We start from the raw sequence: 22,365 nt of genomic DNA on the forward strand, positions 1-22,365 counted from the left end.
GGAAGGTGCACCGCGTGCACCTTCTTCGCCGTTCCTCCTGCTGTTGCTCCCCCAAAAAATAACCCTTCGAACGTCGCCCCTGACCCGACGCGCCGCATGAGTTTTGCTACAATGCGCCAGTCTTGAGGAGCGTTGCGACAGCGGATACCGCTGCCAGGCTCAAGATCCTTCCCATTGGCCCCCGCCGGCCCCCGGTTTCCCCCGGATAGTTCGGCGCGTAAGCCCCAAGAACGGCGCTCACGTCCCAACTATCTAGACATTTAGAGAAAGGAGGCGTGATGAACGCCGTAGTCGATTCGAAATTCACCGATTTCCACGTAGCTGATATCAAGCTGGCCGATTGGGGCCGCAAGGAACTGCGCATCGCCGAGAGCGAAATGCCGGGTCTGATGGCCACGCGCGAAGAGTTCAAGGCCACCCAGCCGCTCAAGGGCGCCCGCATCGCCGGCTCGCTCCACATGACGATCCAGACCGGCGTGCTCATCGAGACGCTGACCGCGCTGGGCGCCGAAGTGCGCTGGGCCTCGTGCAACATTTTCTCGACGCAAGATCACGCCGCTGCGGCCATCGCCGCCGCCGGTATCCCCGTGTTCGCGTTCAAGGGCGAATCGCTCGACGAATACTGGGAATACAGCCACCGCATCTTCGAATGGCCGAACGGCGAGTTCGCCAACATGATTCTCGATGACGGCGGCGACGCCACGCTGCTGCTGATTCTGGGCAGCAAGGCCGAGAAGGACCTCTCGGTCGTCGCCAACCCGACCAACGAAGAAGAAGTGGCCCTGTACGCGGCGATCAAGCGTCACATCGCCCTCGATCCGCACTGGTACAGCAAGCGCCTGTCGAAAATCCAAGGCGTGACCGAAGAGACGACCACGGGCGTGCACCGCCTGTATCAGATGGAAAAGGACGGCACGCTGCCGTTCCCGGCCATCAACGTCAACGACTCGGTGACCAAGTCGAAGTTCGACAATCTGTACGGCTGCCGCGAGTCGCTCGTCGACGGTATCAAGCGCGCGACCGACGTGATGATCGCCGGCAAGATCGCACTCGTGGCCGGTTACGGCGACGTGGGCAAGGGCTGCGCGCAAAGCCTGCGTGGTCTGGGCGCAACCGTTTGGGTCACCGAAATCGACCCGATCTGCGCGCTGCAAGCCGCGATGGAAGGCTACCGCGTCGTGACGATGGAATATGCCGCCGACAAGGCCGACATCTTCGTGACCGCCACGGGCAACTTCCACGTGATCGATCACGACCACATGGCTGCCATGAAGAATCAGGCGATCGTGTGCAACATCGGTCACTTCGACTCGGAAATCAACGTCGCGTCTACCCGCAAGTACGAGTGGGAAAACATCAAGCCGCAGGTCGATCACATCATCTTCCCGGACGGCAAGCGCATCATCCTGCTGGCCGAAGGCCGCCTCGTGAATCTGGGCTGCGCTACGGGTCACCCGTCGTTCGTGATGAGCAACTCGTTCACCAACCAGACGCTCGCGCAGATTGAATTGTTCGTGGACGGTGCCAAGTACAAGAACAGCGTGTACGTGCTGCCGAAGCATCTGGACGAGAAGGTCGCGCGTCTGCACCTTGGCCGTATCGGTGCCGAACTGACCGTGCTGAGCGACGATCAGGCGAAGTACATCAGCGTCGACAAGAACGGTCCGTTCAAGCCGTCGCACTACCGTTATTAAGTTTTAGTTAAGTCGCACCCACGCGGCTGCGCCCAGTGCGCAGCCGCGTACGAATTCTTGTAACTGCCGGTGTTGACGTCGACGTCTCGCACCGGCTTGTCCTTCGGAGCTTGCCATGCGTCTGCTGCTGATTTGGCTCATCAATGCCATCGCACTTCTCGTTTTGCCGCACATCATCTCGGGCGTTCAGCTCAAGGGCATCGGTACGGCGCTGATCGTTGCGGTCGTGCTCGGCCTGATCAACGCATTCCTGCGTCCGCTGCTTGTGGTGCTCACGCTGCCGGTCACGGTCGTCACGCTCGGATTGTTCATCTTCGTGATCAATGCGTTGCTGTTCTGGCTGGCCGCCAACGTGGTCAAGGGGTTCGAAGTCTCGGGCTTCTGGGCGGCGCTCTTCGGCTCGCTGCTGTACAGCCTGATCTCGTGGATTCTGTCGGCGCTGGTGTTTGGCGGCGATCGCGCGACTAACGTCTAACGCAGCGTTTAACGCAACGTTCAACGCGACGTTTAGCCCAATGCTTAACCGGCACGCGCTTACCCGCGTGCCTGCTTTCTTCCGCAGGAATTTGTTGTCATGTCGCCATCCCTTCGTGTCGATCAGGCACTCGTATCACGAGGCCTCGCGTCATCGCGTACCGCCGCGCAGCGTTTGATCGATGCGGGGCGGGTGTACGTTGCCGACACCGACACCGTCCTCAAGAAAGCCAGCCAGCTCGTGGCGAGCGATGAAGTGCTCGAAGTGCGTGCCGCAGTCGATGGCATGCCCGGTGAGGATCGCTACGTTTCCCGCGGCGGGCTGAAGCTTGAAGGCGCACTCGCGGCGGCCGGGCTGGGGGCGGATGTCCTGAAAGGACGCACGGCGCTCGACGTCGGGTTGTCGACCGGCGGGTTCGCCGACTGCCTGTTGCAGGCGGGCGTGGCGCAGGTCATCGGTGTCGATGTTGGCCACGGGCAACTGCATGGCCGAATGGTGACGGAGCCGCGACTGATCTCGCTGGAGGGGATCAACGCGCGGCACCTGACGCGCGAAATGCTCGACGAGCAGTTGGCGCAGTGGAAGTCGCCGGCGGTGGGCGAGGAAGCGGCTGCGCCGGTGTCCGCGCTCGTGTCCGCACCGACGACCCCCGAGGCGGGCTTCGACCTGATCGTGGGCGACGTGTCGTTCATTTCGCTCACGCTGGTGTTGCCGGCGCTCGCGCCGCTGCTGGCGCCGGGCGGCGACTTGCTTATGCTGGTCAAGCCGCAGTTTGAAGTGGGACGCGAGAACATCGGGCGCGGCGGCCTCGTGCGCGACGAAGCGCAATACGCGCAAGTGGAGACAAAGATCCGCACCGCCTGCGAGTCGCTCGGCCTCACGGTGGCCGGCTGGTTCGACAGCCCGATTACGGGCGGCGACGGTAACCGGGAGTTTTTCGTACACGCCACGCCTGCCAAGGCGGCATGAGTGCCACACGAACGACTCCCTCGATAATCAGAAGATCATGACGCAACCCTCTTTCAGCTTCGAATTCTTCCCGCCCAAGACCGCCGAAGGCGCGGAGAAGCTGCGCGCGACGCGCCAGCAACTGTTTCCGCTCGGCCCGAAATTCGTCTCGGTGACGTTCGGTGCTGGCGGTTCGACCCAGCAGGGTACGATCGATACGGTGGTGGAAATCCAACGCGAAGGCGTCGAAGCGGCACCGCACCTGTCGTGCGTGGGGTCGACCAAAGACAACATCCGCGACATCTTGCAGACGTACCGCAGTCACGGCATCCGTCACATCGTGGCGCTGCGTGGCGACCTGCCGTCGGGCATGGGCGAAATCGGTGAATTTCGTTACGCGTCGGAGCTGGTCGAATTCATTCGCGCCGAGACGGGCGACTGGTTCCACATCGAAGTGGCGGCCTACCCCGAGTACCACCCGCAGGCGAAGTCGCCGCGTCTGGACCTCGAACACTTCGCCAACAAGGTGAAGGCCGGGGCCAATGCTGCCATCACGCAGTACTTCTTCAATGCCGACGCCTACTTCCGTTTCGTCGACGATGCCGCACGCCTCGGCGTGAACGTGCCGATCGTGCCGGGCATCATGCCGATCACGAACTACTCGCAGATGATGCGTTTCTCGGAAATGTGTGGTGCCGAAGTGCCGCGCTGGATCGCCAAGCGCCTCGAAGGCTTCGGCGACGACCGCGAGTCGATTCGCGCGTTCGGCCTCGACGTGGTGACCGCGCTGTGCGAGCGACTGCTCGCCGACGGCGCGCCGGGCCTGCATTTCTATACGCTCAACGCGGCAGCCGCCACCAAGGCGATGTGGCAGCGGCTGGGTCTGTAAGCCGATCCCCAAGGGTGCAGCGCTGCACCTTTGGGAACCATCGTCTTATTGAGCGCTGATTGCTCAGATTTGGCGCTTGAATGTCAATCCTAATCAAAATTAAGTGATTTCCTAATAAAAAACGCTGCAAATTGGCGAATTGCTAGGGATTTGGCGTGTTGTGACGCGAGGTAACCTTCAGTAATATTCCCGGGTGCTCGGCGGCGACCCCCAACCGGACGAACCGGCCTGAGCCTCGAAAAATATCATTCCGAGGAGCCTATGAAACGAACCCACACCCTGCGTTTGCTTTTGGCGGCTACCCTGCTTGCCGGCGCGACCGCGATCCAGTCCGCCGCAGCAGTCGAGCTCCCGAACAAGACCCTTGTGTATTGCTCTGAGGGCAGCCCGGCCGGATTCGATCCGGGGCAACTGACCACCGGTACCGACTTCGATCCTGCCGACGCCATCTACAACCGTCTGATCGCCTTCGTGCCGGGCGAAACCGGGGTGATGCCGTCGCTCGCCGAGAAGTGGGACATTTCGCCGGACAACAAGATCTACACCTTCCATCTGCGCAAAGGTGTCAAATTCCACACCACCGACTACTTCACGCCCACGCGTGATTTCAATGCCGAAGACGTGAAGTTCACGTTCGAGCGCATGGGCGATCGCGAGATGCCCTTCCGCAAGGCATATCCGGCTGAATTCCCGTATTTCGTCGACATGGGGCTCCAGAAGGATATCGACCGCATCGAGATCGTCGATCCGTACACCGTGCGCTTCGTGCTGAAGCAGGTCGACGCGCCGTTCATCCAGAATCTGGCCATGTCGTTCGCGTCGATCCTCTCGAAGGAATACGCGGACAAGCTGCTCGCCGCGAACAATTCCCGCGACATCGCGCTCAAGCCGGTCGGCACCGGGCCGTTCATCTTCCGCAGCTACACGAAGGACGCCACGCTGCGACTGGACGGCAACAAAGACTACTGGAATACGAATCTGCCGCCCAAGGTCGGCAAGCTGATCTTCGCGATCACGACCGACGCCAACGTCCGTATCCAGAAGCTCAAGCGCAACGAATGTCAGGTCGCGACGTACCCGCGTCCGGCTGACGTCGATTCGCTCAAGGCCGATATCTCGGCGCAGGGCAAGGCCTCGAAGCTGAAGATGCCGGATCAGGTCGGTTTCAACCTCGGTTACGTGGCTTACAACGTGCAGAAGAAGCCGCTCGATCGTGTGGAAGTGCGTCAGGCACTCGACATGGCGATCAACAAGCAGGCGATCCTCCAGTCCGTCTACGGCTCGGCCGGACAGTTGTCGAACGGCGCGCCGATGCCGCCGACGCAATGGTCCTACGACAAGAACATCAAGCCGGCCGGCTACGACCCCGAGAAAGCCAAGGCGCTGCTCGACAAGGCGGGCGTGAAGGGTATCGAAATCACGCTGTGGGCGATGCCGGTGCAGCGTCCGTACAACCCGAACGGCAAGCTCATGGCGGAAATGATTCAGGCCGACTGGGCGAAGATCGGTGTGAAGGCGAACATCGTCACGTACGAGTGGGGTGAGTACATCAAGCGCGCGAAGGCCGGCGAGCACGATGCACTGCTGATTGGCTGGACCGGCGACAACGGCGATCCGGACAACTGGCTCGGCGTACTGCTCGGCTGCGATTCGATGAACGGCAACAACTTCTCGAAGTGGTGCTACAAGCCGTTCGACGACCTCATCAAGCAGGCGCGTCAGACCACGGACGTTGCAGCGCGTACGAAGCTGTACACGCAGGCGCAGGAAATCTTCGCGCAACAACTGCCGTTCTCGCCCATCGCGCACTCCACGCAATACAAGCCGATGGCGACGAACGTGAAGGGCTTCAAGCTCAGCCCGTTCAGCCGTAACAGTTTTGCTGGTGTGTCTCTCGACTGATACGCGATAAATGCTCGACTGATCGGGTTTCACTACCCGGTAACACGCAATAGATTGGTATCAAGCAGGCAGACCCGGCCGCCGCGCCGGGTCTGCCTGCGGCACCAAGACAAACAGTCGTCGACGACTGAATAACGCGGCACAGCGCCACCCGTCCTGCCGCCGGGGGCGGGCGGTGCGCAAGCCCACGGAACCCTCATATGCTGAGATTCGTCCTGCGACGACTGGGCATGGTGATCCCGACCTTCATCGGCATCACCGTCCTGGCGTTCGCGCTGATCCACCTCATTCCCGGCGATCCGATCGAAGTGCTCGTGGGCGAGCGAAACCTCGACCCCGTCATGCACGCCGAAGCCATGAAACGGCTCGGGCTCGATCAGCCGCTCACCACCCAATACTTCGTCTACCTGAAGCACGCCGCGCAAGGCGACCTCGGGCGCTCCATCGTGACCAATGAAGGCGTGCTGCACGAGTTCTTCGCGCGCTTCCCCGCCACGCTCGAACTGGCCACGTGCGCGATGCTCTTCGCGCTGATCGTCGGTCTGCCGGCCGGTGTCGCCGCGTCGTTGCGGCGCGGCAAGATGCTCGACCACACCACCATGGGGGCGGCGCTGACCGGCTATTCGATGCCCATCTTCTGGTGGGGGCTGTTGCTGATCATGCTGTTCTCGGTCGATCTGCAATGGACGCCCGTGTCGGGGCGCATCGGAGTGGAATACGACGTGCCGGTCGTGACCGGCTTCATGCTCATCGATACGCTGCTTTCCGGCGATCAAGGCGCATTTTCGTCCGCTGTCAGTCACTTGATTCTGCCGACCATCGTGCTCGGCACTGTGCCGCTGGCGGTGATCGCCCGCATGACGCGCTCGGCCATGCTCGAAGTGCTGCGTGAGGACTACATCCGGACGGCCCGTGCGAAGGGGCTTTCGCCGTGGCGCGTGATCGTCGTGCATGCGCTGCGCAACGCGCTCATTCCCGTGATTACCGTGATTGGGCTGCAAGTCGGCACGCTGCTGGCGGGCGCGGTGCTCACGGAGAACGTGTTCTCGTGGCCCGGCATCGGCAAGTGGCTGATCGACGCCATTCTGCGACGCGACTATCCGGTGGTGCAGGGCGGGATTCTGCTCATCGCGACGGGCGTCATTCTGGTCAACTTGCTGGTCGACGTGCTCTACGGCGTCGTCAACCCGCGCATTCGGCACTGAAGGAGGTCAACGATGAGTGACACGCCTGCTACGCTGCCGCCGCCCGCCGCCGTCACCGCCACGCCTCGTGCGCGGCTGGTGCGGGAGTTTCTGCGCAGCTTTACCGCCAATCGCGGCGCGACGTTCGCCGCGATTATTTTGTTGCTGATGTTCCTCGCGGCCATCTTTGCGCCGATGATCGCGCCGCACAGCCCCATCGAGCAGTACCGCGATTTCGTGAAGATTCCGCCCGCTTGGTTTGAAGGCGGCAACGCACGATTTCTGCTGGGTACCGATGAAGCCGGCCGCGACATCCTTTCACGCCTGATCTTCGGCGCGCGCCTGTCGTTCTGGATCGGTCTGTCGTCGGTGGTGTTGTCGCTGATTCCGGGCATTCTGCTGGGCCTGCTCGCGGCGTTTTTCCCGCGCTGGCTCGACACGCCGATCATGCGGCTGATGGACATGATGATGGCGCTGCCGTCGCTGCTGCTGGCCGTGGCCGTGGTGGCCATCATCGGCCCAGGGCTCGCCAACACGACCATTGCGATTGCCATCGTGACGCTGCCCGCGTATGTGCGTCTCACGCGCGCGGCCGCCATCGGCGAATTGCAGCGCGAGTACGTGACCGCCTCGCGCATGGCCGGTGCCGGCACGCTGCGCTTGATGTTCTCGACCGTGCTGCCGAACTGTGCGGCCCCGCTGATCGTGCAGGCGACCCTGAGCTTCTCGGTAGCCATTCTCGATGCGGCGGCGCTCGGCTTTCTCGGGCTGGGCGTGCAACCGCCACTCGCCGAGTGGGGCTCGATGCTCGCGTCGGCGCGCGACTATATGGAAAGTGCCTGGTGGATTGTGACGCTGCCGGGGCTTGCGATCGTCATCTCGGTCCTTGCGATCAATCTGGTCGGTGACGGCCTGCGCGACGCCCTCGACCCCAAACTGAAGCGAATCGCATGAGCCTGCTCACAATCCGCAATTTATCGGTCGACTTCGAAGGGGCGCGCGCCGTCGAAGGCATCGACCTCGACGTCGGCCAAGGCGAGATTCTCGGCGTGGTCGGCGAGTCCGGCTCCGGCAAGAGCGTGACGATGCTCGCGCTCATGGGGCTGATCGACGCCCCCGGACGTGTGACCGCCGACGAAGTCAGCTTCGACGGCCGCGATCTGCTGCACGCCTCGGCACGGCAGCGGCGCAACATCGTCGGGCGCGATGTTTCCATGATCTTTCAGGACGCGCTCTCGAGCCTGAATCCGAGCTATTCCATCGGCTATCAGATCGGTGAAGTGCTGCGCCGGCACATGGGACTGCGCGGCCGGGCGCTGCGCGATCGCATCGTGGAGTTGCTCGAACAGGTGGAAATTCCCGATGCCGCGAACCGGCTCGGCGCGTTTCCGCATCAACTCTCGGGCGGGATGAACCAGCGCGTGATGATCGCGATGGCGATTGCTTGCCAGCCAAAGTTGCTGATTGCCGACGAACCGACCACCGCACTCGATGTGACCATTCAGGCGCAGATCATGGCGTTGCTGCTGCGTTTGCAGCGCGATCATGGCATGTCGCTCGTGTTGATTTCGCACGATCTGGCCGTGGTGGCCGAAGTGGCGCACCGCGTGGCCGTGATGTATGCGGGGCAGGTGATCGAGGTGCAGCAGGTGCCGGCGCTGTTCGATGCGCCGCATCACCCCTACACCGAAGCGCTGCTCGCGGCGATTCCCGAACACAACCGGGGCGTACGGCGCCTGCACACCTTGCCCGGTGTGGTGCCGGGCCGTGACGACCGGCCGGCCGGGTGCCTGCTGTCGCCGCGCTGTCCTTATGCCGACGAGCATTGCCGCACGGTGCAGCCCAAGCTTGAGCCCTATACCGGGCCGACAGCCGTCGGGTCGCCGCGCGTGCGGTGCTTCAAGCCACTGCCGCATGCGGCGGGTGGTCTGGCGGGTGGGGCGGCAGGTGGACTGGTCACCGGAGGTGCGCAATGAGTGAAACCGTTTTCGCGACGCCGCCGGGCGGCCCGGACGCACCGCGAACCACGACGCGTGAGCGCGAGCCGAATCGCACGGTGCTGGCCGCCCGCGATCTGAAGCGTTTTTACACCGTCACCCGGGGCATGTTCCGCGCGGATGCGAGCGTCAAGGCCTTGAACGGCGTGTCGTTCGAGTTGTCGGCTGGCCGGACGCTGGCCGTGGTGGGTGAGTCGGGGTGCGGCAAATCGACGCTGGCACGGGTGCTGACGTTGATCGAGCCGCCGACGTCCGGCACACTCGCCATCGACGCGACCGAGACAACCGGGGCATCGGCGGGCGATCTGGCCCCATTGCGTACGCGGGTGCAGATGGTGTTCCAGAACCCGTACGCGTCGCTCAATCCGCGTAAGACGGTCGGGCAGGCGCTGGACGAGCCGCTGGCCATCAATACGGCGCTCACCCGCGCCGAGCGGGGCGAGAAGATTGCCGCGATGATGCGCACGGTGGGGCTGCGTCCGGAGCATGTGGCGCGGTATCCGCATATGTTCTCGGGCGGGCAGCGGCAGCGTGTGGCGATCGCGCGGGCGATGATTCTGTCGCCCGCGATCGTGGTGGCGGACGAGCCGGTCTCGGCGCTGGATGTCTCAATTCAGGCACAGATCCTGAATCTTTTCATGGATTTGCAGGACCGATACGCGACGAGTTACGTATTCGTGTCGCATAATCTCGCCGTGGTCGAGCATGTGGCCGACGACGTGATGGTGATGTATCTCGGCCGCGCGGTCGAACACGGTCCCAAGGCCGCCGTGTTTGGCCGGCCGCTGCATCCGTACACCAAGGCGCTGATGTCGGCGACGCCGGCCATCAAGCCGAGCGAGCGGCGCGTGAAGATTGCGCTGATCGGCGAGTTGCCGTCACCGCTGCGCCCGCCGCCGGGGTGTGCGTTTGCGCCGCGCTGTCCGTATGCCGTCGACCATTGCCGAGAGGAAGTGCCGCAATTGCGCGAGCTCGACGGACGTCTGGTGGCGTGCCATCGGGTTGAAGACATTGAGGGATGACGAGATTGGGTGGACCACCACGCGCGACGCATGTCCGTCGGGGCGTCGCTTTGACCGGTTGGCTGCTGGGCTGCCTGCTGATGACGCTCGCCGTCACGCTCGATGCGGCATCGACGGTGACACCCCGCGTCGTTACGCCGCGGGCGTTGCCGCTGGTGGTGCCCGAGCCGGGCGAATCGCCACCCGGCGCCAATCTGCCGTTCTACGAAGCCCGCAAGGGCGACATGACGATCTACGTCATGGGTACCCTGCACGTCGGCAAGCCCGACGACTATCCGTTCCGCAAAGTGGTGGTCGATGCGCTGCGCGTCTCGAAGGTGGTGGCGTTCGAGCTCTCGCCTGACGATCTGACGATGTCGCAGGACGACGTGCAGAAGTACGGCATGTGCACGCGCGCGTGTCTGCCGCGGATGATTCCGGCGCCGCTATGGCGCAAGTTGCGCGACCGCCTCAAGGGCAATCCGGCGATGCTCACCGAGATTCGTCATATGCGGCCGTGGCTGGCGGCGCTGCTCGTGGAGACGCTCGACTCGATGGGCGCCGATCTGCAAACCGAATACGGCACCGAGAATCAGCTGGAGAACATTTACCGCGGGCGCATTGTCGGGCTGGAGTCGTTGGCCGAGCAGATGGATGCGTTCACGGGGTTGTCGGCGGCACAGCAAAACGAGTTGCTGGCGCAGGAGCTGGTGCTGACCCCGAAGAAGGCCACGGCACAGGTGGAGGAGTTGCACCGGCTGTGGCGCGCGGGCGATGCGGAGCTGGTGTTCGACTGGTCGCAGGGCAAGGCGGCACAAGTGCGACGCAATGTGGCGCTGGCCGATGCCATCGACGAGCGCATTCTGTACTCACGCAACCGCCGCTTTTTGGCGCGGATGCTGTTTCTCGCGGACCCGGGCAAGCCGGTGTTCGTTGCCATCGGCACGCTGCATCTTGGCGGCCCGCATGGCGTGCTGCAACTGCTGCGAGAGCATGGCTTCTCGGTAGCGCAGCGATAGTCCGAAACCCGCTTCGGACATCAGGGCGGTTCCGTTAGGAATCGCCCGATAACTCCCCGACCTGTATTGACTCGACCTATTCCCGACGTTTAATTTGGCAGCACTCGTGTGAGTGGCCCCCCGCCAAAATCCTAGTCAGGAATCACGATGCAAACTATCGAGCAACGCGCCGATCTCTCTGTGCGTCATCTCCATCTGCTGGCGGATCTCGATTCGCCCTGCTATCCCTCACCCGCCATTCTGGCGGAAGCGCAAATTCTCTATGAGGCCACGATCCGTGGACTTGCCGATGTCGCGTCGGGTCGCAAGCTGCCCTGCGAGGTCGTGAAGACTGGGTGTTCGATCGATCTGAACGAGGAGTACTTCGAGAGTCCGCAGGATCCCAGCGAAGTCGATGTTGAGGATTTCGTAAGTCTCCTCATGGGGCTCAAGGATATTGAAGAGGGGCGTACCGTACCAGATGAGGTCGTTAGTACTCTGTTCGATGAACGCTGCCGGGAGCTGCAGAAAACGCTGTGAGAGTAACGATTCGTTGGTCGAAATTCGCGTTGCGCGAACGCGTCATTATCTGGAATCAACTCGCCAACATTAATGCCAGCGCAGCTTTGAATTTGAATACATGTGTGGAACGGGCGCTCAGGAACTTGCGAATCTTTCCAGCTATGGGGCGTCTTAACCGAGCCAGTAACGCCCGCATGCTAATACCTCACAAACGCTACAGAATGATTTACGAATTAAAGGAGAGTGTAGTCACCATCGTGTCATTGCGGAACGTGAATCGTCCCTGGCCGCCCAGGGACTATCCATTCAACCACTGACTTTTTTTGCCGCAACGGCCCTCGCATCCCCTCAAGCCAACATCCCCCGCGCTTCAATAAACTGGATGATTTCCTGAAGGCCTTTGCCTTCCTTCATGTTGCCCATGACGAAAGGACGCATGCCGCGCATCTTTTGCGTGTCCGCACGCATGATGTCGAGCGACGCGCCGACGTAAGGCGCGAGATCGGTCTTGTTGATGATCAGCAGATCCGACTTGGTGATGCCGGGGCCACCCTTGCGCGGAATCTTCTCGCCGCCGGCCACATCGATCACGTAGATCGTCAGATCGGATAGCTCGGGGCTGAACGTGGCCGCGAGATTGTCGCCACCCGATTCGATGAACACGACGTCGGCATCGGGAAAACGCTCCAGCATGCGCTCGACCGCTTCGAGATTGATCGAGGCGTCTTCGCGAATCGCCGTATGCGGGCAACCGCCCGTTTCCACGCCCAGAATGCGCTCAGGTTCGAGCGCGCCAGCAACGGTCAGCAGGCGCTGATCTTCCTTCGTATAGATATCGTTGGTGATCACGACGAGATCGTAACGATCCCGCATGGCTTTGCAGAGCATCTCCGTCAGCGTGGTTTTGCCGGAGCCGACCGGGCCGCCGATACCGACACGCAGCGGCGGATTCTTCTTGGTACGACGGGCGTTGGCAGATGTCGTCATAAGGAGTGTCGTGAGTGGCGCAGAGTGATGAGAGTCCAATTGGGGGAGTGAAGCGGCGAGCGTGCGAAGCACGCTCACCCCTCACGAACGGAACAGCCTTGAATACTGTGTCTCGTGGCGCGACGCCAGAATCGCGAGCGCCGGGGAAAACGTATTGATTCGATCGTCGGGCAATGTCGCGGCGCGATGTGCCGCGTCGATGATGCGAGGCCGCAGTGCCACGATCACCCGTTGCGCAGCGAGTTGCCCCAACGGCACCGCTTTGAGTGCACCCGCGACCTGATTCTCCAACCAACTGAATGCGTAGGCGACGAGCATGTCCGCGAGCGGCGCACCGTGCGTGAGTGCGGCGAACGCAAATGCCGTCGGCAACGCGATCGGGCGAATCGACGCCAGTTGCTCGCGCTGCGCAGCCGTGCCCCATTCGAGCGACATGGCCAGTTGCGTGAGCGACCAGCCCATTTGTTCGGTTTCGGCGCGAAGTTCAGCCGCCTCTCTCGTCGCCAGCAGCCAGTCGTTCACGCGGATCAGCGCAGCGAAGTCGTTCGCTTGCCAGTGACGCCATTGCCTCGCCAGCAGTGCCAGCTCACCCGTGGTGAACACGCCGTCGAGTTGGCTTGCGATCCAGCGCTCGGCACCGGGGGCGTCGACGATGATGCCGTGCTCAACGGCGGCTTCGAGTCCTTGCGAATAGCTGAACGCCCCGATGGGCAGCGCGGGCGACGCAAGGTGGAGCAGCGCCGCAAGCGATTGCAGCGACGCAGCCGCAACGGGCTCAGTGAGAGGACTGGCCAGACTTGCCGTCATCGGGAGCGCTCGAAGGAGAAGCAGAAGGATTCACCGTCGCATCGTCCTCGCCGGAGGACGTATGCGCGTGATCGTGGCCGCAGTCAGGGCCATGCACATGTACAGGCGCGTGCGTGTGACCATGATGTGCATGGTCATGCCCGCAATCGGGGCCATGAACGTGCCCATGATCATGACCACACTCAGCGGTATGCACATGCTCGTGCGAGTGCCCGTGATCGTGGTCATGGGAATGCGAGTGCGAGTGCCCATGACCATGGTCATGCGAATGTCCATGGTGCTCATGGAACACCTGCTGCGCAAGCGCATAGTCTTCCGCGAATGTCGCGTCGTGGCCGTGCTTGTGGCCACCACCGTAGGCACCGGCTTCCGGCTCGAAGGGCATCAGCGCTTCGGCCACGTCGACATCCAATCGCAGGAGCATGTCGCGCAGCACCGGATCGGATTCGAGCTTGAGATACCCGTCGCCGACTTCGACCGGCGTATGACGATTGCCGAGGTGATACGCCGCCCGAGTGAGCGCGAGCGGCGTCGACGCCGTCACCAGCAACACCGTTTCCGGCGCGGCCTCCACGCGAATCAATCCGCCGTCATCTGCCACCAGCACATCGCCACCGCGCAGCACCGTGCCGCGCGGCAGGAACACCGCGACTTCTTCACCGGTTTCCAGCGTGGCACGCAGACGGCTTTTGCCGCGCGCATCGAAAGGCAGCACCAGCGCAGGCGCACGCCGTGCGAGCGGTGCCGCGATGCGGCCGGCTTCGAAGCGCTTCTCGACGCGGCGCAGCGTCGCCGAAGAAGAAGCCGACGACGAAGACGACACAGCATCCGCCGCATCGTCAGCGTGCAGATGAGAGGAGGAATCGGGCGCGGAATCTTGCGCGGAATCGGAGGCTTGCGACATGGTCTAGAAAAGGAAATAACGTTGCGCCATCGGCAGCACGGTCGCTGGCTCGCACGTCAGCAGTTGCCCGTCGGCGATGACCTGATAGGTCTCGGGGTCGACGCTGATCTGCGGCAGCCAGTCGTTGTTGATCATGTTGGCCTTGGTCACCTGCCGGATATTGCGCACCGGCACGATGCGCTTGGAGAGGCCGTAACGGCCCGCCACGTCGCCATCGTACGCCGCTTGCGACACGAACGTCAGCGAGGTGCGCGCCATCGCCCCGGCCCGTGCCCCGAACATCTCGCGATAGTGCACGGGCTGCGGCGTCGGGATCGACGCGTTCGGATCGCCCATCAGCGCCGACGTGATCATGCCGCCCTTGAGAATCAGCGACGGCTTCACGCCGAAAAACGCCGGCTCCCACAACACCAGATCCGCCCACTTGCCCACTTCGATCGACCCGATTTCATGCGCCATGCCGTGCGTAATGGCCGGGTTGATCGTGTACTTCGCCACGTAACGCTTCACGCGGAAGTTGTCCGCTTGCGCCGAATCCGTGCCGAGCGCGCCGCGCTGCACTTTCATCTTGTGCGCCGTCTGCCACGTGCGCAGCACCACTTCGCCGACTCGCCCCATGGCTTGCGAATCCGACGAGATCATCGACAGCGCGCCCAAGTCATGCAGGATGTCTTCGGCGGCAATCGTCTCGCGCCGGATGCGTGATTCAGCGAACGCAATGTCCTCGGCAATCGCGGGGTCGAGGTGATGGCACACCATCAACATGTCGAGGTGTTCATCGAGCGTGTTGATGGTGTAAGGCCGCGTCGGGTTGGTCGACGACGGCAACACATTCGGCTCGCCGCAGACCTTGAGAATGTCAGGCGCATGCCCGCCGCCCGCACCTTCGGTGTGATACGTGTGGATCGTGCGGCCCTTGATCGCCGCGACCGTCGCTTCGACAAAGCCGCCCTCGTTGAGCGTGTCGGTGTGAATGGCGACCTGCGTATCGGTGGCGTCAGCGACCGACAGACACGCATCGATGGCCGCCGGGGTCGAGCCCCAGTCCTCATGCAACTTCAACCCGATGGCACCGGCTTCGATCTGCTCGGTAAGCGGCTCGGGCTGACTCACGTTGCCCTTGCCGAGAAAGCCGAGGTTGATCGGCCAGCCGTCCGCCGCCTGCAACATGCGCTCGATGTGCCACGGCCCGGGCGTGCATGTCGTGGCGTTGGTGCCCGTGGCCGGTCCAGTGCCGCCGCCCAGCAGCGTGGTTACGCCCGACGACAGCGCTTCCTCGATCTGTTGCGGACAAATGAAGTGGATGTGCGAATCGATGCCGCCCGCCGTGACGATCATGCCTTCGCCCGCGATGACTTCGGTGGCAGCGCCGAGGGGAATCGTCACGCCCGGCTGAATGTCCGGATTGCCCGCCTTACCGATGCCCCAGATGCGGCCGTCTTTCAACCCGATATCGGCCTTGACGATGCCCCAGTGATCAATGATCACAGCATTGGTAATGACCGTGTCCACCACGTCGGCGCGCGTGCGTTGCGACTGGCCCATACCGTCGCGAATGACCTTGCCGCCGCCGAACTTCACCTCTTCGCCGTAGATCGTGTAATCGCGCTCGATCTCGATGATGAGTTCCGTGTCGGCCAACCGCAGCCGGTCACCGGTGGTCGGGCCGAACATCTCCGCATAAGCGCGGCGTGAAATCTTCATAAGGCCCCCATGACACGCCCGGCAAAGCCGAACACGCGCCGATCGCCCGCCAGCGCAACCAACTCGACCGTGCGTTGCTGACCCGGCTCGAACCGCACGGCAGTGCCGGCGGCAATGTTCAGACGAAATCCGCGCGCTGCTTCGCGGTCGAATTGCAGCGCGTCGTTGACTTCATAGAAATGGAAATGCGAGCCGATCTGAATCGGCCGGTCGCCGGTGTTGGCGACCGTCACGCTGATCGTGGGGCGTCCCACGTTCAGCTCGATCTCGCCAGCGGCGGTCAGCAGCTCTCCGGGAATCATGCGAGTCTCCTCAAGGGGGCTTCGTCCGCGCTCAGGCCGCAACAGCCAGCAGCGACACGCCGTACGCCAGCACACCCGCGCCCAACAGGCGCGGCACCCACACCGTGCGCTCGCGCAGCGCCACACCCGCCGCGATACCGATGCAATGCAGCATGCCCGTCGCGAGCAGGAAGCCGGCCATGTAATGCATGGCGCTGGCTTCGTCCGGCAACTCGGCCCCGTGCGCGAAACCATGGAAGATGGCGAACGCACCGACCACGGCCGCGCCAGCCCAGCCCGGCAGCTTCGTGCGCGTGGCGAGCATCAGCCCGAGCACCAGCAGTGAGACGGCGATCATCGGCTCGACGCCCGGCAACGCGAACCAGTGCGACATGCCGAGCAAGCCACCGACCGCAAGCATCGCGACAAACGCAATGGGTGCCAGCCAGACGCGGCGCGAGGTGAGCGCGCTCCACAGACCGACGACGATCATGGCGCACAAGTGGTCGGCGCCGGTGAGCGGATGGACGAAGCCTGCGGCAAAGCTGCTGGCGGCGTCATGCCCCGGGTGGCCCGGATGCGCAAGGGCGGCGCCTGATGCGGCGAGCAGGGCGAGACCGGCAGCCGCGCGTGACCAGCGGCGTGCCGACGAAGTGGCGGAGACGGTGAACGAGTGATCGCGTGACATGGTGCGTCCTTCGGGTGTTGTTATCGATGTGTACTGACGTGGATTGCCGGATTACGGAATCGGGTGATGCACGGTCACGAGTTTCGTGCCGTCGGGAAACGTGGCCTCGACCTGAATGTCGGGAATCATCTCGGGCACGCCGTCCATCACGTCATCGCGCGTGAGCAACGTCGTGCCGTAGTGCATGAGTTCGGCGACGGTCTTGCCATCGCGCGCGCCTTCCATGAGCGCGGCGCTGATGAAGGCCACGGCCTCCGGATAGTTCAGCTTCAGGCCACGTGCGCGCCGGCGTTCGGCGAGCAGGGCGGCGGTGAAGATGAGCAATTTGTCTTTTTCGCGAGGAGTGAGCTTCATCGTGACAGGTGAATTTCAATGCGAAGCAATTAGGGTGGACAGGCCCTGAGGCGCGCTGTAGCTGCTCATCATAAGCACGGCGATCACGCCGCGCCACTGCTCTTTGACACGATTAGAGGGTGCACCAAAATCGTGCGAATGACCGATCGGCAGCGCCTTTCCACTGAGACTTTATTGGCAGATAAAACGCTGCAATTCCGGCGTCGTCGGCTGCGTGAACAGCGCCTCGGGTTCGCCCGATTCCCAGATCTTGCCCTGATGCATGAACACCACCCGATCCGACACGTGGCGCGCGAAGCGCATCTCGTGCGTGACCAGAATCAGCGTCATGCCTTCCGCCGCCAGATCCTCCAGCACCTTCAGCACTTCGGCGACCAGCTCCGGGTCGAGCGCCGACGTAATTTCATCGCACAGCAGCACCGCGGGCGACATGGCCAGCGAACGCGCAATGGCGACTCGCTGCTGCTGACCACCCGAGAGTTGCGACGGATAGCTGTCGAATTTGTCGGCGAGCCCCACCTTGGCGAGCATGGCGCGGGCGACTTCGCGTGCCTCGCCGGATGCCGTCTTCTTCACGACCTTTTGCGCGAGCATCACGTTCTCGCCGGCCGACAGATGCGGAAACAGGTTGTACTGCTGGAACACCATGCCGACCTTCAGGCGCAGGGCGCGCAGGTCGGTGTCGCGCGCGCCGACGAGCACGCCGTCGACCGCTACGCTGCCGGCATCGAAACTCTCCAGACCGTTGAGCGTGCGCAGCAGCGTGCTCTTGCCCGAGCCGCTCTTGCCGATGATCGACACGACCTGACCGCGCTCGACGCTCATGTCGATCCCCCGCAACACGGGGTTTTCGCCGAAGCGCTTTTGCATGCCCCTGACTTCAATGAGCGACATGGAGTTTCCTTTCGAGATGACGCGCCCATAGCGACAGCGGATAGCAGGCAGCGAAGTAGAACAGAGCGACCAGCCCATAGACGGTGAACGGCTGGAAGGTCGCGTTGGTGAGCATGGTGCCGGTCTTGGTCAGCTCATCGAACCCGATGATCGACGCGAGCGCCGTGCTCTTGACCACCTGCACCGAGAAGCCGACCGTCGGCGCGATAGCGATGCGCAGCGCCTGCGGCAGAATCACGTGACGCAACTGCTCGCCGTAACGCATGGCGAGGCTCGACGACGCTTCCCACTGCCCGTGCGGAATGGCATCGACGCAACCGCGCCAGATCTCCGTGAGGTAGGCGCTGGTGTAGAGCGTGAGACACACGGCAGCCGCGACCCACGGCGAGACTTCCAGACCCAGTAACGGCAAGCCGAAGAAGACGAGAAACAACTGCATGAGCAGCGGCGTGCCTTGAAACACTTCGATATACAGCGCCACTGCACGCGCGGCCCATTGCACGCGGCCCACGCGAATGATGAGCAGCACGAGTGCGACGAGCCCGCCGCAGACGAAGGCGATCGCCGAGAGCGCGAGGGTCCAGCGCCCGGCCATCAGCAGGCCGCGCAGCATGTCCCAGAGGGTGAATTCCATCATCGCGCACCCCCTTTGACCGTGCCGCGGAACAGGCGCCGTGCGCAACGCATCAGCACGCGCCGCAGCGCGATGGCCAGCACGAGATACACCGCCGTGACGATCAAGTAGCTTTCGAACGCGCGGAACGTGCGCGACTGCACGAAGTTGGCGGCGTACGAGAGATCGGGCACCGAGATTTGCGACACCACGGCCGAGCCCAGCATCACGATGACGATCTGGCTGGCGAGTGCCGGGAACACCTTCGCAAATGCCTGCGGAAGAATCACGTGACGCAGAATCTGTGCGCGCGTCATCGCCAGCGATTGCCCGGCTTCCGACAGCCCGCGTGGCACCGCGCGCATACCGGCTCGGATGATCTCGGTCGCGTAGGCGCCGAGGTTCACGCTCATGGCGATGACGGCCGCCGTGGTCTCGTCAATATGAATGCCCAGACTCGGCAGCCCGAAGAAGATGAAGAAGAGCTGCACGATGAAGGGCGTGTTGCGAATCAGCTCGACGTAGAGGCCCGCGATGGCCTTAAACCAGCGCGAACCCTCCTCGCGAGCGACGGCGCACAGCGCGCCGATGACGACACCCACCACCGTGGACACGGCCGTGAGTGCCACCGTCAGCGCGGCACCCTTTACGAACAACATCAGGTATTGCCGCAGATCGGCAAAGTCGAGAACGTAGTGCATCGAAGGGGCAGACCCGCTTTACAGGTCGGCCGGCAGCGGTGCGCTGAGCCACTTCTGCGAGATCTTGCCCAGCGAGCCATCCTTCTTCGAGGCCGTCAGAATGTCGTTGACCTTGGCGAGCAGGCGCGGCTCGTTCTTGTTCAGGCCGACAAAGCAAGGCGAGTTCTTGATGAGGAACTTCGGCTCCGGCAGCTTGGGCGGATGCTTGGCGAGAATGGCGGCGGCGACCACGTTGCCGGTGGCTACCAGTTGCACCTGACCCGACAGGAACGCCGAGATCGTGCCGTTGTTGTCTTCGAAGCGCTTGATGGTGACGTCGGGCGGAGCAACCTTGGAGAGTTCGAGATCTTCCACGGCGCCGCGCGTCACGCCGATGGTCTTGCCCGAGAGATCGGCGGGCTTGGCGACGGCGATGTCTTTCGGGCCGAACACGCCGTTGTAGAACGGTGCGTAGGCTTCGGAGAAGTCGATGACCTTCTCGCGCTCGGCGTTCTTGCCGAGGCTCGAGATCACCAGATCGGCTTTGTTCGTGGTGAGGTACGGCACGCGGTTGGCGCTGGTCACCGGCACGAGTTCGAGCTTCACGCCCATGCCCTTGGCGAGCAGCGCGGCGGTGTCGATGTCATAGCCGACCGGCTTCATGTCCGGGCCGATCGAGCCGAACGGCGGGAAGTCGGCGGGGACTGCCACGCGCAGCGTGCCACGCTTGGTGATGTCGTCCAAGCCGTCGGCATGGGCCGCTCGCGGCATGGCGACAGCGAGCGCGGCGATGGCGCTCATCGAGAGCATCAATGCCGTGAAGACACGGCGGGCACGAGCGCGTGCGCCGACGGTAGCGACGACAGCATGGTGCGGGACGGCAGTACGGGTGAACGGCAGCATAGCGGCAACCTCGGTTCGGAGTATCGGGGGCGAGTGATCCGGCGACAGGAGCGTCCCGGCGGCCGGATCATCTGGTCTGACCGGTCGATACAGTGAGGTAGCAGGAATCGTGCCTGACGCAGAGAAAGACCGCGCGGCGGTGCTGCCGGGCAGATCGGCGCGCGCATTGCCGTGTCGGGAACGCGCTGCGCCGGGCCATGCGCTGCCGATAACGCCCTGAATTGGTGCGTCAGCAGGGCGTGGCGAAGGAGGGTGTCACCGTTTTGGTGCCGGGGCTCAGGTTGCCCAGAGACGCAGCGGTTCGGCGGGTACGCCATGCACGATCGGGCGTAATGCCAGCCAGTGGCGGATCATCAACTGACGCACGGTTTCCATGTCGTGACCCAACACGCGCAATACCAGCACGTTGCCCGGCAGGCAGGTCACGCCCGCACGCAAATCATCCTGAAACGGCAGGTCGGCGGCGAGCGTTTCGGCGAACTCACGCGTGCACGCCGGGCCAACCGCCCATAGCGTTGCGAACACCGGAAAGCCTGCAAGACCGGTCACGCCGGTGCGCTGCGCATCGTCGGCACCGAGCACGGCCTGCTCGGCCCAGAGCAAGCGGTCTTGCGCGTCGCGCAGTTCGAACGTCGCGCGCCACTGGCCTTGCGTCCATTGTTCGCCTGCTGCCTGACGGCCGAGCAGGGTGGCGTCCCAGCCGATGACGGTGGCGTTCTCGCCGAGACGCACGCGGATGTTCTGCTTCGCATCGGCCTGCTCGAACACGATGTTCTCGAGCGGCAGCCAGTCGAGTTTTGCACCCGCGCCGAGCGTGAGCGCGATGTCCTGCGTGCCGACGCGGCCTTGCGACTTGTACCACTTCGTCGCGCCGGGCGTGGTCAGCACCGCGTGCGCGTGATCTTCAAGCCGGACGTCGATGTCGAGACTGTCGCCGCCCGCGATCCCCCCGGGGGGATGCACGATCACGGCGTGGCAAATGCCGGGGCCCTCGGGATGCAACGATTTCTGCACGACGAGCGGGCCTTGATGACGACGCGTCGCGAGCACGGTGCGCTCGCCCGTGCGTGCAAAGCCGAGCGACAGCGCGGCATGCCAGCCGGTGGTGGAAGGGTTCGGGGTGTTCATGAGCATCAGGCGATTCGGATTGCCCGAAATCTAGCACGGGGCGGCGCCGTCATCGGCTTGACCGAACGGCGGCCGCCTCCGCAAAACGCAGTACAGCGATATCGCGAAGGTCAGACGGCCACCATGTGCCGTACGCCATCGGCTTCCATGTCTTCCCCGAGACCGCTGGCCACGATGGCGCCCCGGCTCATCACGCGATAGTGATCGGCGAGCGCGAGGGCGAAGTCGTAATACTGCTCGACGAGCAACACCGTCATGCCGCGCTCGTCCACCAGCCGGCGCAGTGTTGCGCCGATGTCTTTGATGATCGACGGCTGAATGCCTTCGGTCGGTTCATCGAGAATCAGCAGTTGCGGGTCGCTCATGAGTGCGCGTCCGATGGCGAGTTGTTGCTGCTGACCGCCTGACAGATCGCCGCCGCGTCGCTGCTTCATGTCGCGCAACACCGGAAACAGATCGTAGATATGACTCGGAATGCCGCGCTTGGCCTCGCGAGCGGGCTTGCTCGCCGCACCGATCAGCAGGTTCTCTTCGACGGTCAGACGCGGGAAGATCTCGCGGCCTTGCGGCACGTAAGCGAGGCCATTGGCCACGCGCGCGAAGGGCGGTGCCGAGGTGAGTGTCTTGCCGCGCCATGCGATGCTGCCCGACTTCACCGGCACCACGCCCATGAGGCATTTGAGCAGCGTCGTTTTGCCCACACCGTTACGGCCCAGCAGCACGGTGAGCTGCGCGTCGGGCACGGTGAATTCCACGTTACGCAGGATGTGGCTGCCGCTGTAGTACTGATTGAGAGCGTGAATTTCGAGCAT

General features: G+C 63.3%; 25 protein-coding genes and 1 riboswitch. Of the genes, 12 read left to right on the forward strand and 13 right to left on the reverse strand.

Annotation, left to right across the window (positions count from 1 at the left end; translation table 11 throughout):
* Positions 1-118 precede the first annotated feature (118 nt).
* A riboswitch (S-adenosyl-L-homocysteine riboswitch) is annotated at positions 119-246 on the forward strand.
* Between the two features lie 32 nt (positions 247-278).
* From ahcY to PIN31009_RS28440, 12 genes are all read left to right on the forward strand, one after another.
* The gene (ahcY, locus tag PIN31009_RS01850; protein WP_150789118.1) at positions 279-1,694 is read left to right on the forward strand and encodes an adenosylhomocysteinase; all 1,416 of its coding nucleotides are present in this window, start codon (positions 279-281) and stop codon (positions 1,692-1,694) included.
* 115 nt (positions 1,695-1,809) lie between these two features.
* Positions 1,810-2,169: a phage holin family protein gene (locus tag PIN31009_RS01855; RefSeq protein ID WP_058376861.1), complete on the forward strand. Its 360-nt coding sequence runs from the start codon at positions 1,810-1,812 to the stop codon at positions 2,167-2,169.
* A gap of 99 nt (positions 2,170-2,268) precedes the next feature.
* The gene (locus tag PIN31009_RS01860; RefSeq protein WP_150789119.1) at positions 2,269-3,138 is read left to right on the forward strand and encodes a TlyA family RNA methyltransferase; all 870 of its coding nucleotides are present in this window, start codon (positions 2,269-2,271) and stop codon (positions 3,136-3,138) included.
* Positions 3,139-3,175: 37 nt separating this feature from the next.
* Positions 3,176-4,006: a methylenetetrahydrofolate reductase [NAD(P)H] gene (gene metF / locus PIN31009_RS01865; protein WP_087690290.1), complete on the forward strand. Its 831-nt coding sequence runs from the start codon at positions 3,176-3,178 to the stop codon at positions 4,004-4,006.
* A 261-nt stretch (positions 4,007-4,267) separates the two neighbouring features.
* Complete coding sequence (locus tag PIN31009_RS01870; protein WP_150682775.1) at positions 4,268-5,908, forward strand: ABC transporter substrate-binding protein; 1,641 nt, start codon at positions 4,268-4,270, stop codon at positions 5,906-5,908.
* Positions 5,909-6,108: 200 nt separating this feature from the next.
* Positions 6,109-7,113, forward strand: coding sequence for an ABC transporter permease subunit (locus PIN31009_RS01875; protein WP_150679690.1), 1,005 nt, complete (start codon positions 6,109-6,111; stop codon positions 7,111-7,113).
* A 12-nt stretch (positions 7,114-7,125) separates the two neighbouring features.
* Positions 7,126-8,046 (forward strand): ABC transporter permease subunit, encoded by a 921-nt coding sequence (locus PIN31009_RS01880; RefSeq protein ID WP_150789120.1) that lies wholly within the window; start codon positions 7,126-7,128, stop codon positions 8,044-8,046.
* Positions 8,043-9,068, forward strand: coding sequence for an ABC transporter ATP-binding protein (locus PIN31009_RS01885; protein WP_150682777.1), 1,026 nt, complete (start codon positions 8,043-8,045; stop codon positions 9,066-9,068). The genes PIN31009_RS01880 and PIN31009_RS01885 overlap by 4 nt, the downstream gene beginning before the upstream one ends.
* Positions 9,065-10,111, forward strand: coding sequence for a peptide ABC transporter ATP-binding protein (locus PIN31009_RS01890; RefSeq protein ID WP_150789121.1), 1,047 nt, complete (start codon positions 9,065-9,067; stop codon positions 10,109-10,111). The genes PIN31009_RS01885 and PIN31009_RS01890 overlap by 4 nt, the downstream gene beginning before the upstream one ends.
* Before the next feature lie 50 nt (positions 10,112-10,161).
* Positions 10,162-11,109, forward strand: coding sequence for a TraB/GumN family protein (locus PIN31009_RS01895; RefSeq protein WP_322788724.1), 948 nt, complete (start codon positions 10,162-10,164; stop codon positions 11,107-11,109).
* A 147-nt stretch (positions 11,110-11,256) separates the two neighbouring features.
* Complete coding sequence (locus PIN31009_RS01900) at positions 11,257-11,628, forward strand: hypothetical protein (protein WP_150789122.1); 372 nt, start codon at positions 11,257-11,259, stop codon at positions 11,626-11,628.
* Positions 11,625-11,927, forward strand: a complete 303-nt coding sequence (locus PIN31009_RS28440) for a type II toxin-antitoxin system RelE/ParE family toxin (RefSeq protein WP_174996890.1) — start codon at positions 11,625-11,627, stop codon at positions 11,925-11,927. The genes PIN31009_RS01900 and PIN31009_RS28440 overlap by 4 nt, the downstream gene beginning before the upstream one ends.
* Before the next feature lie 31 nt (positions 11,928-11,958).
* On the opposite strand, the gene ureG is transcribed toward PIN31009_RS28440, so the two are convergent.
* From ureG to urtE, 13 genes are all read right to left on the reverse strand, one after another.
* A complete protein-coding gene (gene ureG, locus PIN31009_RS01910; protein ID WP_058376870.1) occupies positions 11,959-12,597 on the reverse strand; it encodes an urease accessory protein UreG in 639 nt (212 codons plus the stop codon).
* Positions 12,598-12,678: 81 nt separating this feature from the next.
* Positions 12,679-13,404: an urease accessory protein UreF gene (locus PIN31009_RS01915; protein WP_150789123.1), complete on the reverse strand. Its 726-nt coding sequence runs from the start codon at positions 13,402-13,404 to the stop codon at positions 12,679-12,681.
* On the reverse strand, positions 13,373-14,191 hold the full coding sequence (gene ureE / locus PIN31009_RS01920) for an urease accessory protein UreE (protein ID WP_150789614.1): 819 nt from the start codon (positions 14,189-14,191) through the stop codon (positions 13,373-13,375). The genes PIN31009_RS01915 and ureE overlap by 32 nt, the downstream gene beginning before the upstream one ends.
* A 120-nt stretch (positions 14,192-14,311) precedes the next feature.
* The gene (gene ureC, locus PIN31009_RS01925) at positions 14,312-16,012 is read right to left on the reverse strand and encodes an urease subunit alpha (protein ID WP_087690275.1); all 1,701 of its coding nucleotides are present in this window, start codon (positions 16,010-16,012) and stop codon (positions 14,312-14,314) included.
* A complete protein-coding gene (locus PIN31009_RS01930) occupies positions 16,009-16,314 on the reverse strand; it encodes an urease subunit beta (RefSeq protein ID WP_058376875.1) in 306 nt (101 codons plus the stop codon). Before PIN31009_RS01930 ends, ureC begins: the two co-directional genes overlap by 4 nt.
* Before the next feature lie 31 nt (positions 16,315-16,345).
* Complete coding sequence (locus PIN31009_RS01935) at positions 16,346-16,981, reverse strand: HupE/UreJ family protein (RefSeq protein ID WP_150789124.1); 636 nt, start codon at positions 16,979-16,981, stop codon at positions 16,346-16,348.
* 51 nt (positions 16,982-17,032) lie between these two features.
* Positions 17,033-17,335 carry an urease subunit gamma gene (locus PIN31009_RS01940; protein ID WP_058376877.1) on the reverse strand — a complete coding sequence of 101 codons (303 nt, stop codon included), beginning with the start codon at positions 17,333-17,335 and terminating at the stop codon, positions 17,033-17,035.
* A gap of 171 nt (positions 17,336-17,506) precedes the next feature.
* Positions 17,507-18,229 carry an amino acid ABC transporter ATP-binding protein gene (locus PIN31009_RS01945; RefSeq protein WP_150682783.1) on the reverse strand — a complete coding sequence of 241 codons (723 nt, stop codon included), beginning with the start codon at positions 18,227-18,229 and terminating at the stop codon, positions 17,507-17,509.
* Complete coding sequence (locus tag PIN31009_RS01950) at positions 18,216-18,866, reverse strand: amino acid ABC transporter permease (RefSeq protein ID WP_150682784.1); 651 nt, start codon at positions 18,864-18,866, stop codon at positions 18,216-18,218. Before PIN31009_RS01950 ends, PIN31009_RS01945 begins: the two co-directional genes overlap by 14 nt.
* Positions 18,863-19,543, reverse strand: coding sequence for an amino acid ABC transporter permease (locus PIN31009_RS01955; protein WP_150789125.1), 681 nt, complete (start codon positions 19,541-19,543; stop codon positions 18,863-18,865). The genes PIN31009_RS01950 and PIN31009_RS01955 overlap by 4 nt, the downstream gene beginning before the upstream one ends.
* An 18-nt stretch (positions 19,544-19,561) precedes the next feature.
* Complete coding sequence (locus PIN31009_RS01960; RefSeq protein WP_150683413.1) at positions 19,562-20,332, reverse strand: transporter substrate-binding domain-containing protein; 771 nt, start codon at positions 20,330-20,332, stop codon at positions 19,562-19,564.
* 369 nt (positions 20,333-20,701) lie between these two features.
* Positions 20,702-21,559: an urease accessory protein UreD gene (locus tag PIN31009_RS01965; protein WP_425495453.1), complete on the reverse strand. Its 858-nt coding sequence runs from the start codon at positions 21,557-21,559 to the stop codon at positions 20,702-20,704.
* A gap of 104 nt (positions 21,560-21,663) precedes the next feature.
* Positions 21,664-22,365, reverse strand: a complete 702-nt coding sequence (gene urtE / locus PIN31009_RS01970) for an urea ABC transporter ATP-binding subunit UrtE (protein ID WP_150789126.1) — start codon at positions 22,363-22,365, stop codon at positions 21,664-21,666.

Origin of the sequence: Pandoraea iniqua, assembly GCF_902459685.1 — a bacterium.
Taxonomy (GTDB): Bacteria; Pseudomonadota; Gammaproteobacteria; order Burkholderiales; family Burkholderiaceae; genus Pandoraea; species Pandoraea iniqua.

What these genes read in the sequence shown, in the direction of transcription:
- PIN31009_RS01935 (WP_150789124.1), bottom strand. Translation starts at nt 16,981, where the DNA reads ATGTCACGCGATCACTCGTTCACCGTCTCCGCCACTTCGTCGGCACGC.
- ahcY (WP_150789118.1), top strand. Translation starts at nt 279, where the DNA reads ATGAACGCCGTAGTCGATTCGAAATTCACCGATTTCCACGTAGCTGAT.
- PIN31009_RS01945 (WP_150682783.1), bottom strand. Translation starts at nt 18,229, where the DNA reads ATGTCGCTCATTGAAGTCAGGGGCATGCAAAAGCGCTTCGGCGAAAAC.
- PIN31009_RS01900 (WP_150789122.1), top strand. Translation starts at nt 11,257, where the DNA reads ATGCAAACTATCGAGCAACGCGCCGATCTCTCTGTGCGTCATCTCCAT.
- PIN31009_RS01950 (WP_150682784.1), bottom strand. Translation starts at nt 18,866, where the DNA reads ATGATGGAATTCACCCTCTGGGACATGCTGCGCGGCCTGCTGATGGCC.
- urtE (WP_150789126.1), bottom strand. Translation starts at nt 22,365, where the DNA reads ATGCTCGAAATTCACGCTCTCAATCAGTACTACAGCGGCAGCCACATC.
- PIN31009_RS01855 (WP_058376861.1), top strand. Translation starts at nt 1,810, where the DNA reads ATGCGTCTGCTGCTGATTTGGCTCATCAATGCCATCGCACTTCTCGTT.
- PIN31009_RS01880 (WP_150789120.1), top strand. Translation starts at nt 7,126, where the DNA reads ATGAGTGACACGCCTGCTACGCTGCCGCCGCCCGCCGCCGTCACCGCC.
- PIN31009_RS01955 (WP_150789125.1), bottom strand. Translation starts at nt 19,543, where the DNA reads ATGCACTACGTTCTCGACTTTGCCGATCTGCGGCAATACCTGATGTTG.
- metF (WP_087690290.1), top strand. Translation starts at nt 3,176, where the DNA reads ATGACGCAACCCTCTTTCAGCTTCGAATTCTTCCCGCCCAAGACCGCC.
- PIN31009_RS01860 (WP_150789119.1), top strand. Translation starts at nt 2,269, where the DNA reads ATGTCGCCATCCCTTCGTGTCGATCAGGCACTCGTATCACGAGGCCTC.
- PIN31009_RS01890 (WP_150789121.1), top strand. Translation starts at nt 9,065, where the DNA reads ATGAGTGAAACCGTTTTCGCGACGCCGCCGGGCGGCCCGGACGCACCG.
- PIN31009_RS01875 (WP_150679690.1), top strand. Translation starts at nt 6,109, where the DNA reads ATGCTGAGATTCGTCCTGCGACGACTGGGCATGGTGATCCCGACCTTC.
- PIN31009_RS01960 (WP_150683413.1), bottom strand. Translation starts at nt 20,332, where the DNA reads ATGCTCTCGATGAGCGCCATCGCCGCGCTCGCTGTCGCCATGCCGCGA.
- PIN31009_RS01965 (WP_425495453.1), bottom strand. Translation starts at nt 21,559, where the DNA reads ATGCTCATGAACACCCCGAACCCTTCCACCACCGGCTGGCATGCCGCG.
- PIN31009_RS01915 (WP_150789123.1), bottom strand. Translation starts at nt 13,404, where the DNA reads ATGACGGCAAGTCTGGCCAGTCCTCTCACTGAGCCCGTTGCGGCTGCG.
- PIN31009_RS01885 (WP_150682777.1), top strand. Translation starts at nt 8,043, where the DNA reads ATGAGCCTGCTCACAATCCGCAATTTATCGGTCGACTTCGAAGGGGCG.
- ureC (WP_087690275.1), bottom strand. Translation starts at nt 16,012, where the DNA reads ATGAAGATTTCACGCCGCGCTTATGCGGAGATGTTCGGCCCGACCACC.
- PIN31009_RS01940 (WP_058376877.1), bottom strand. Translation starts at nt 17,335, where the DNA reads ATGAAGCTCACTCCTCGCGAAAAAGACAAATTGCTCATCTTCACCGCC.
- ureG (WP_058376870.1), bottom strand. Translation starts at nt 12,597, where the DNA reads ATGACGACATCTGCCAACGCCCGTCGTACCAAGAAGAATCCGCCGCTG.
- PIN31009_RS01870 (WP_150682775.1), top strand. Translation starts at nt 4,268, where the DNA reads ATGAAACGAACCCACACCCTGCGTTTGCTTTTGGCGGCTACCCTGCTT.
- PIN31009_RS01930 (WP_058376875.1), bottom strand. Translation starts at nt 16,314, where the DNA reads ATGATTCCCGGAGAGCTGCTGACCGCCGCTGGCGAGATCGAGCTGAAC.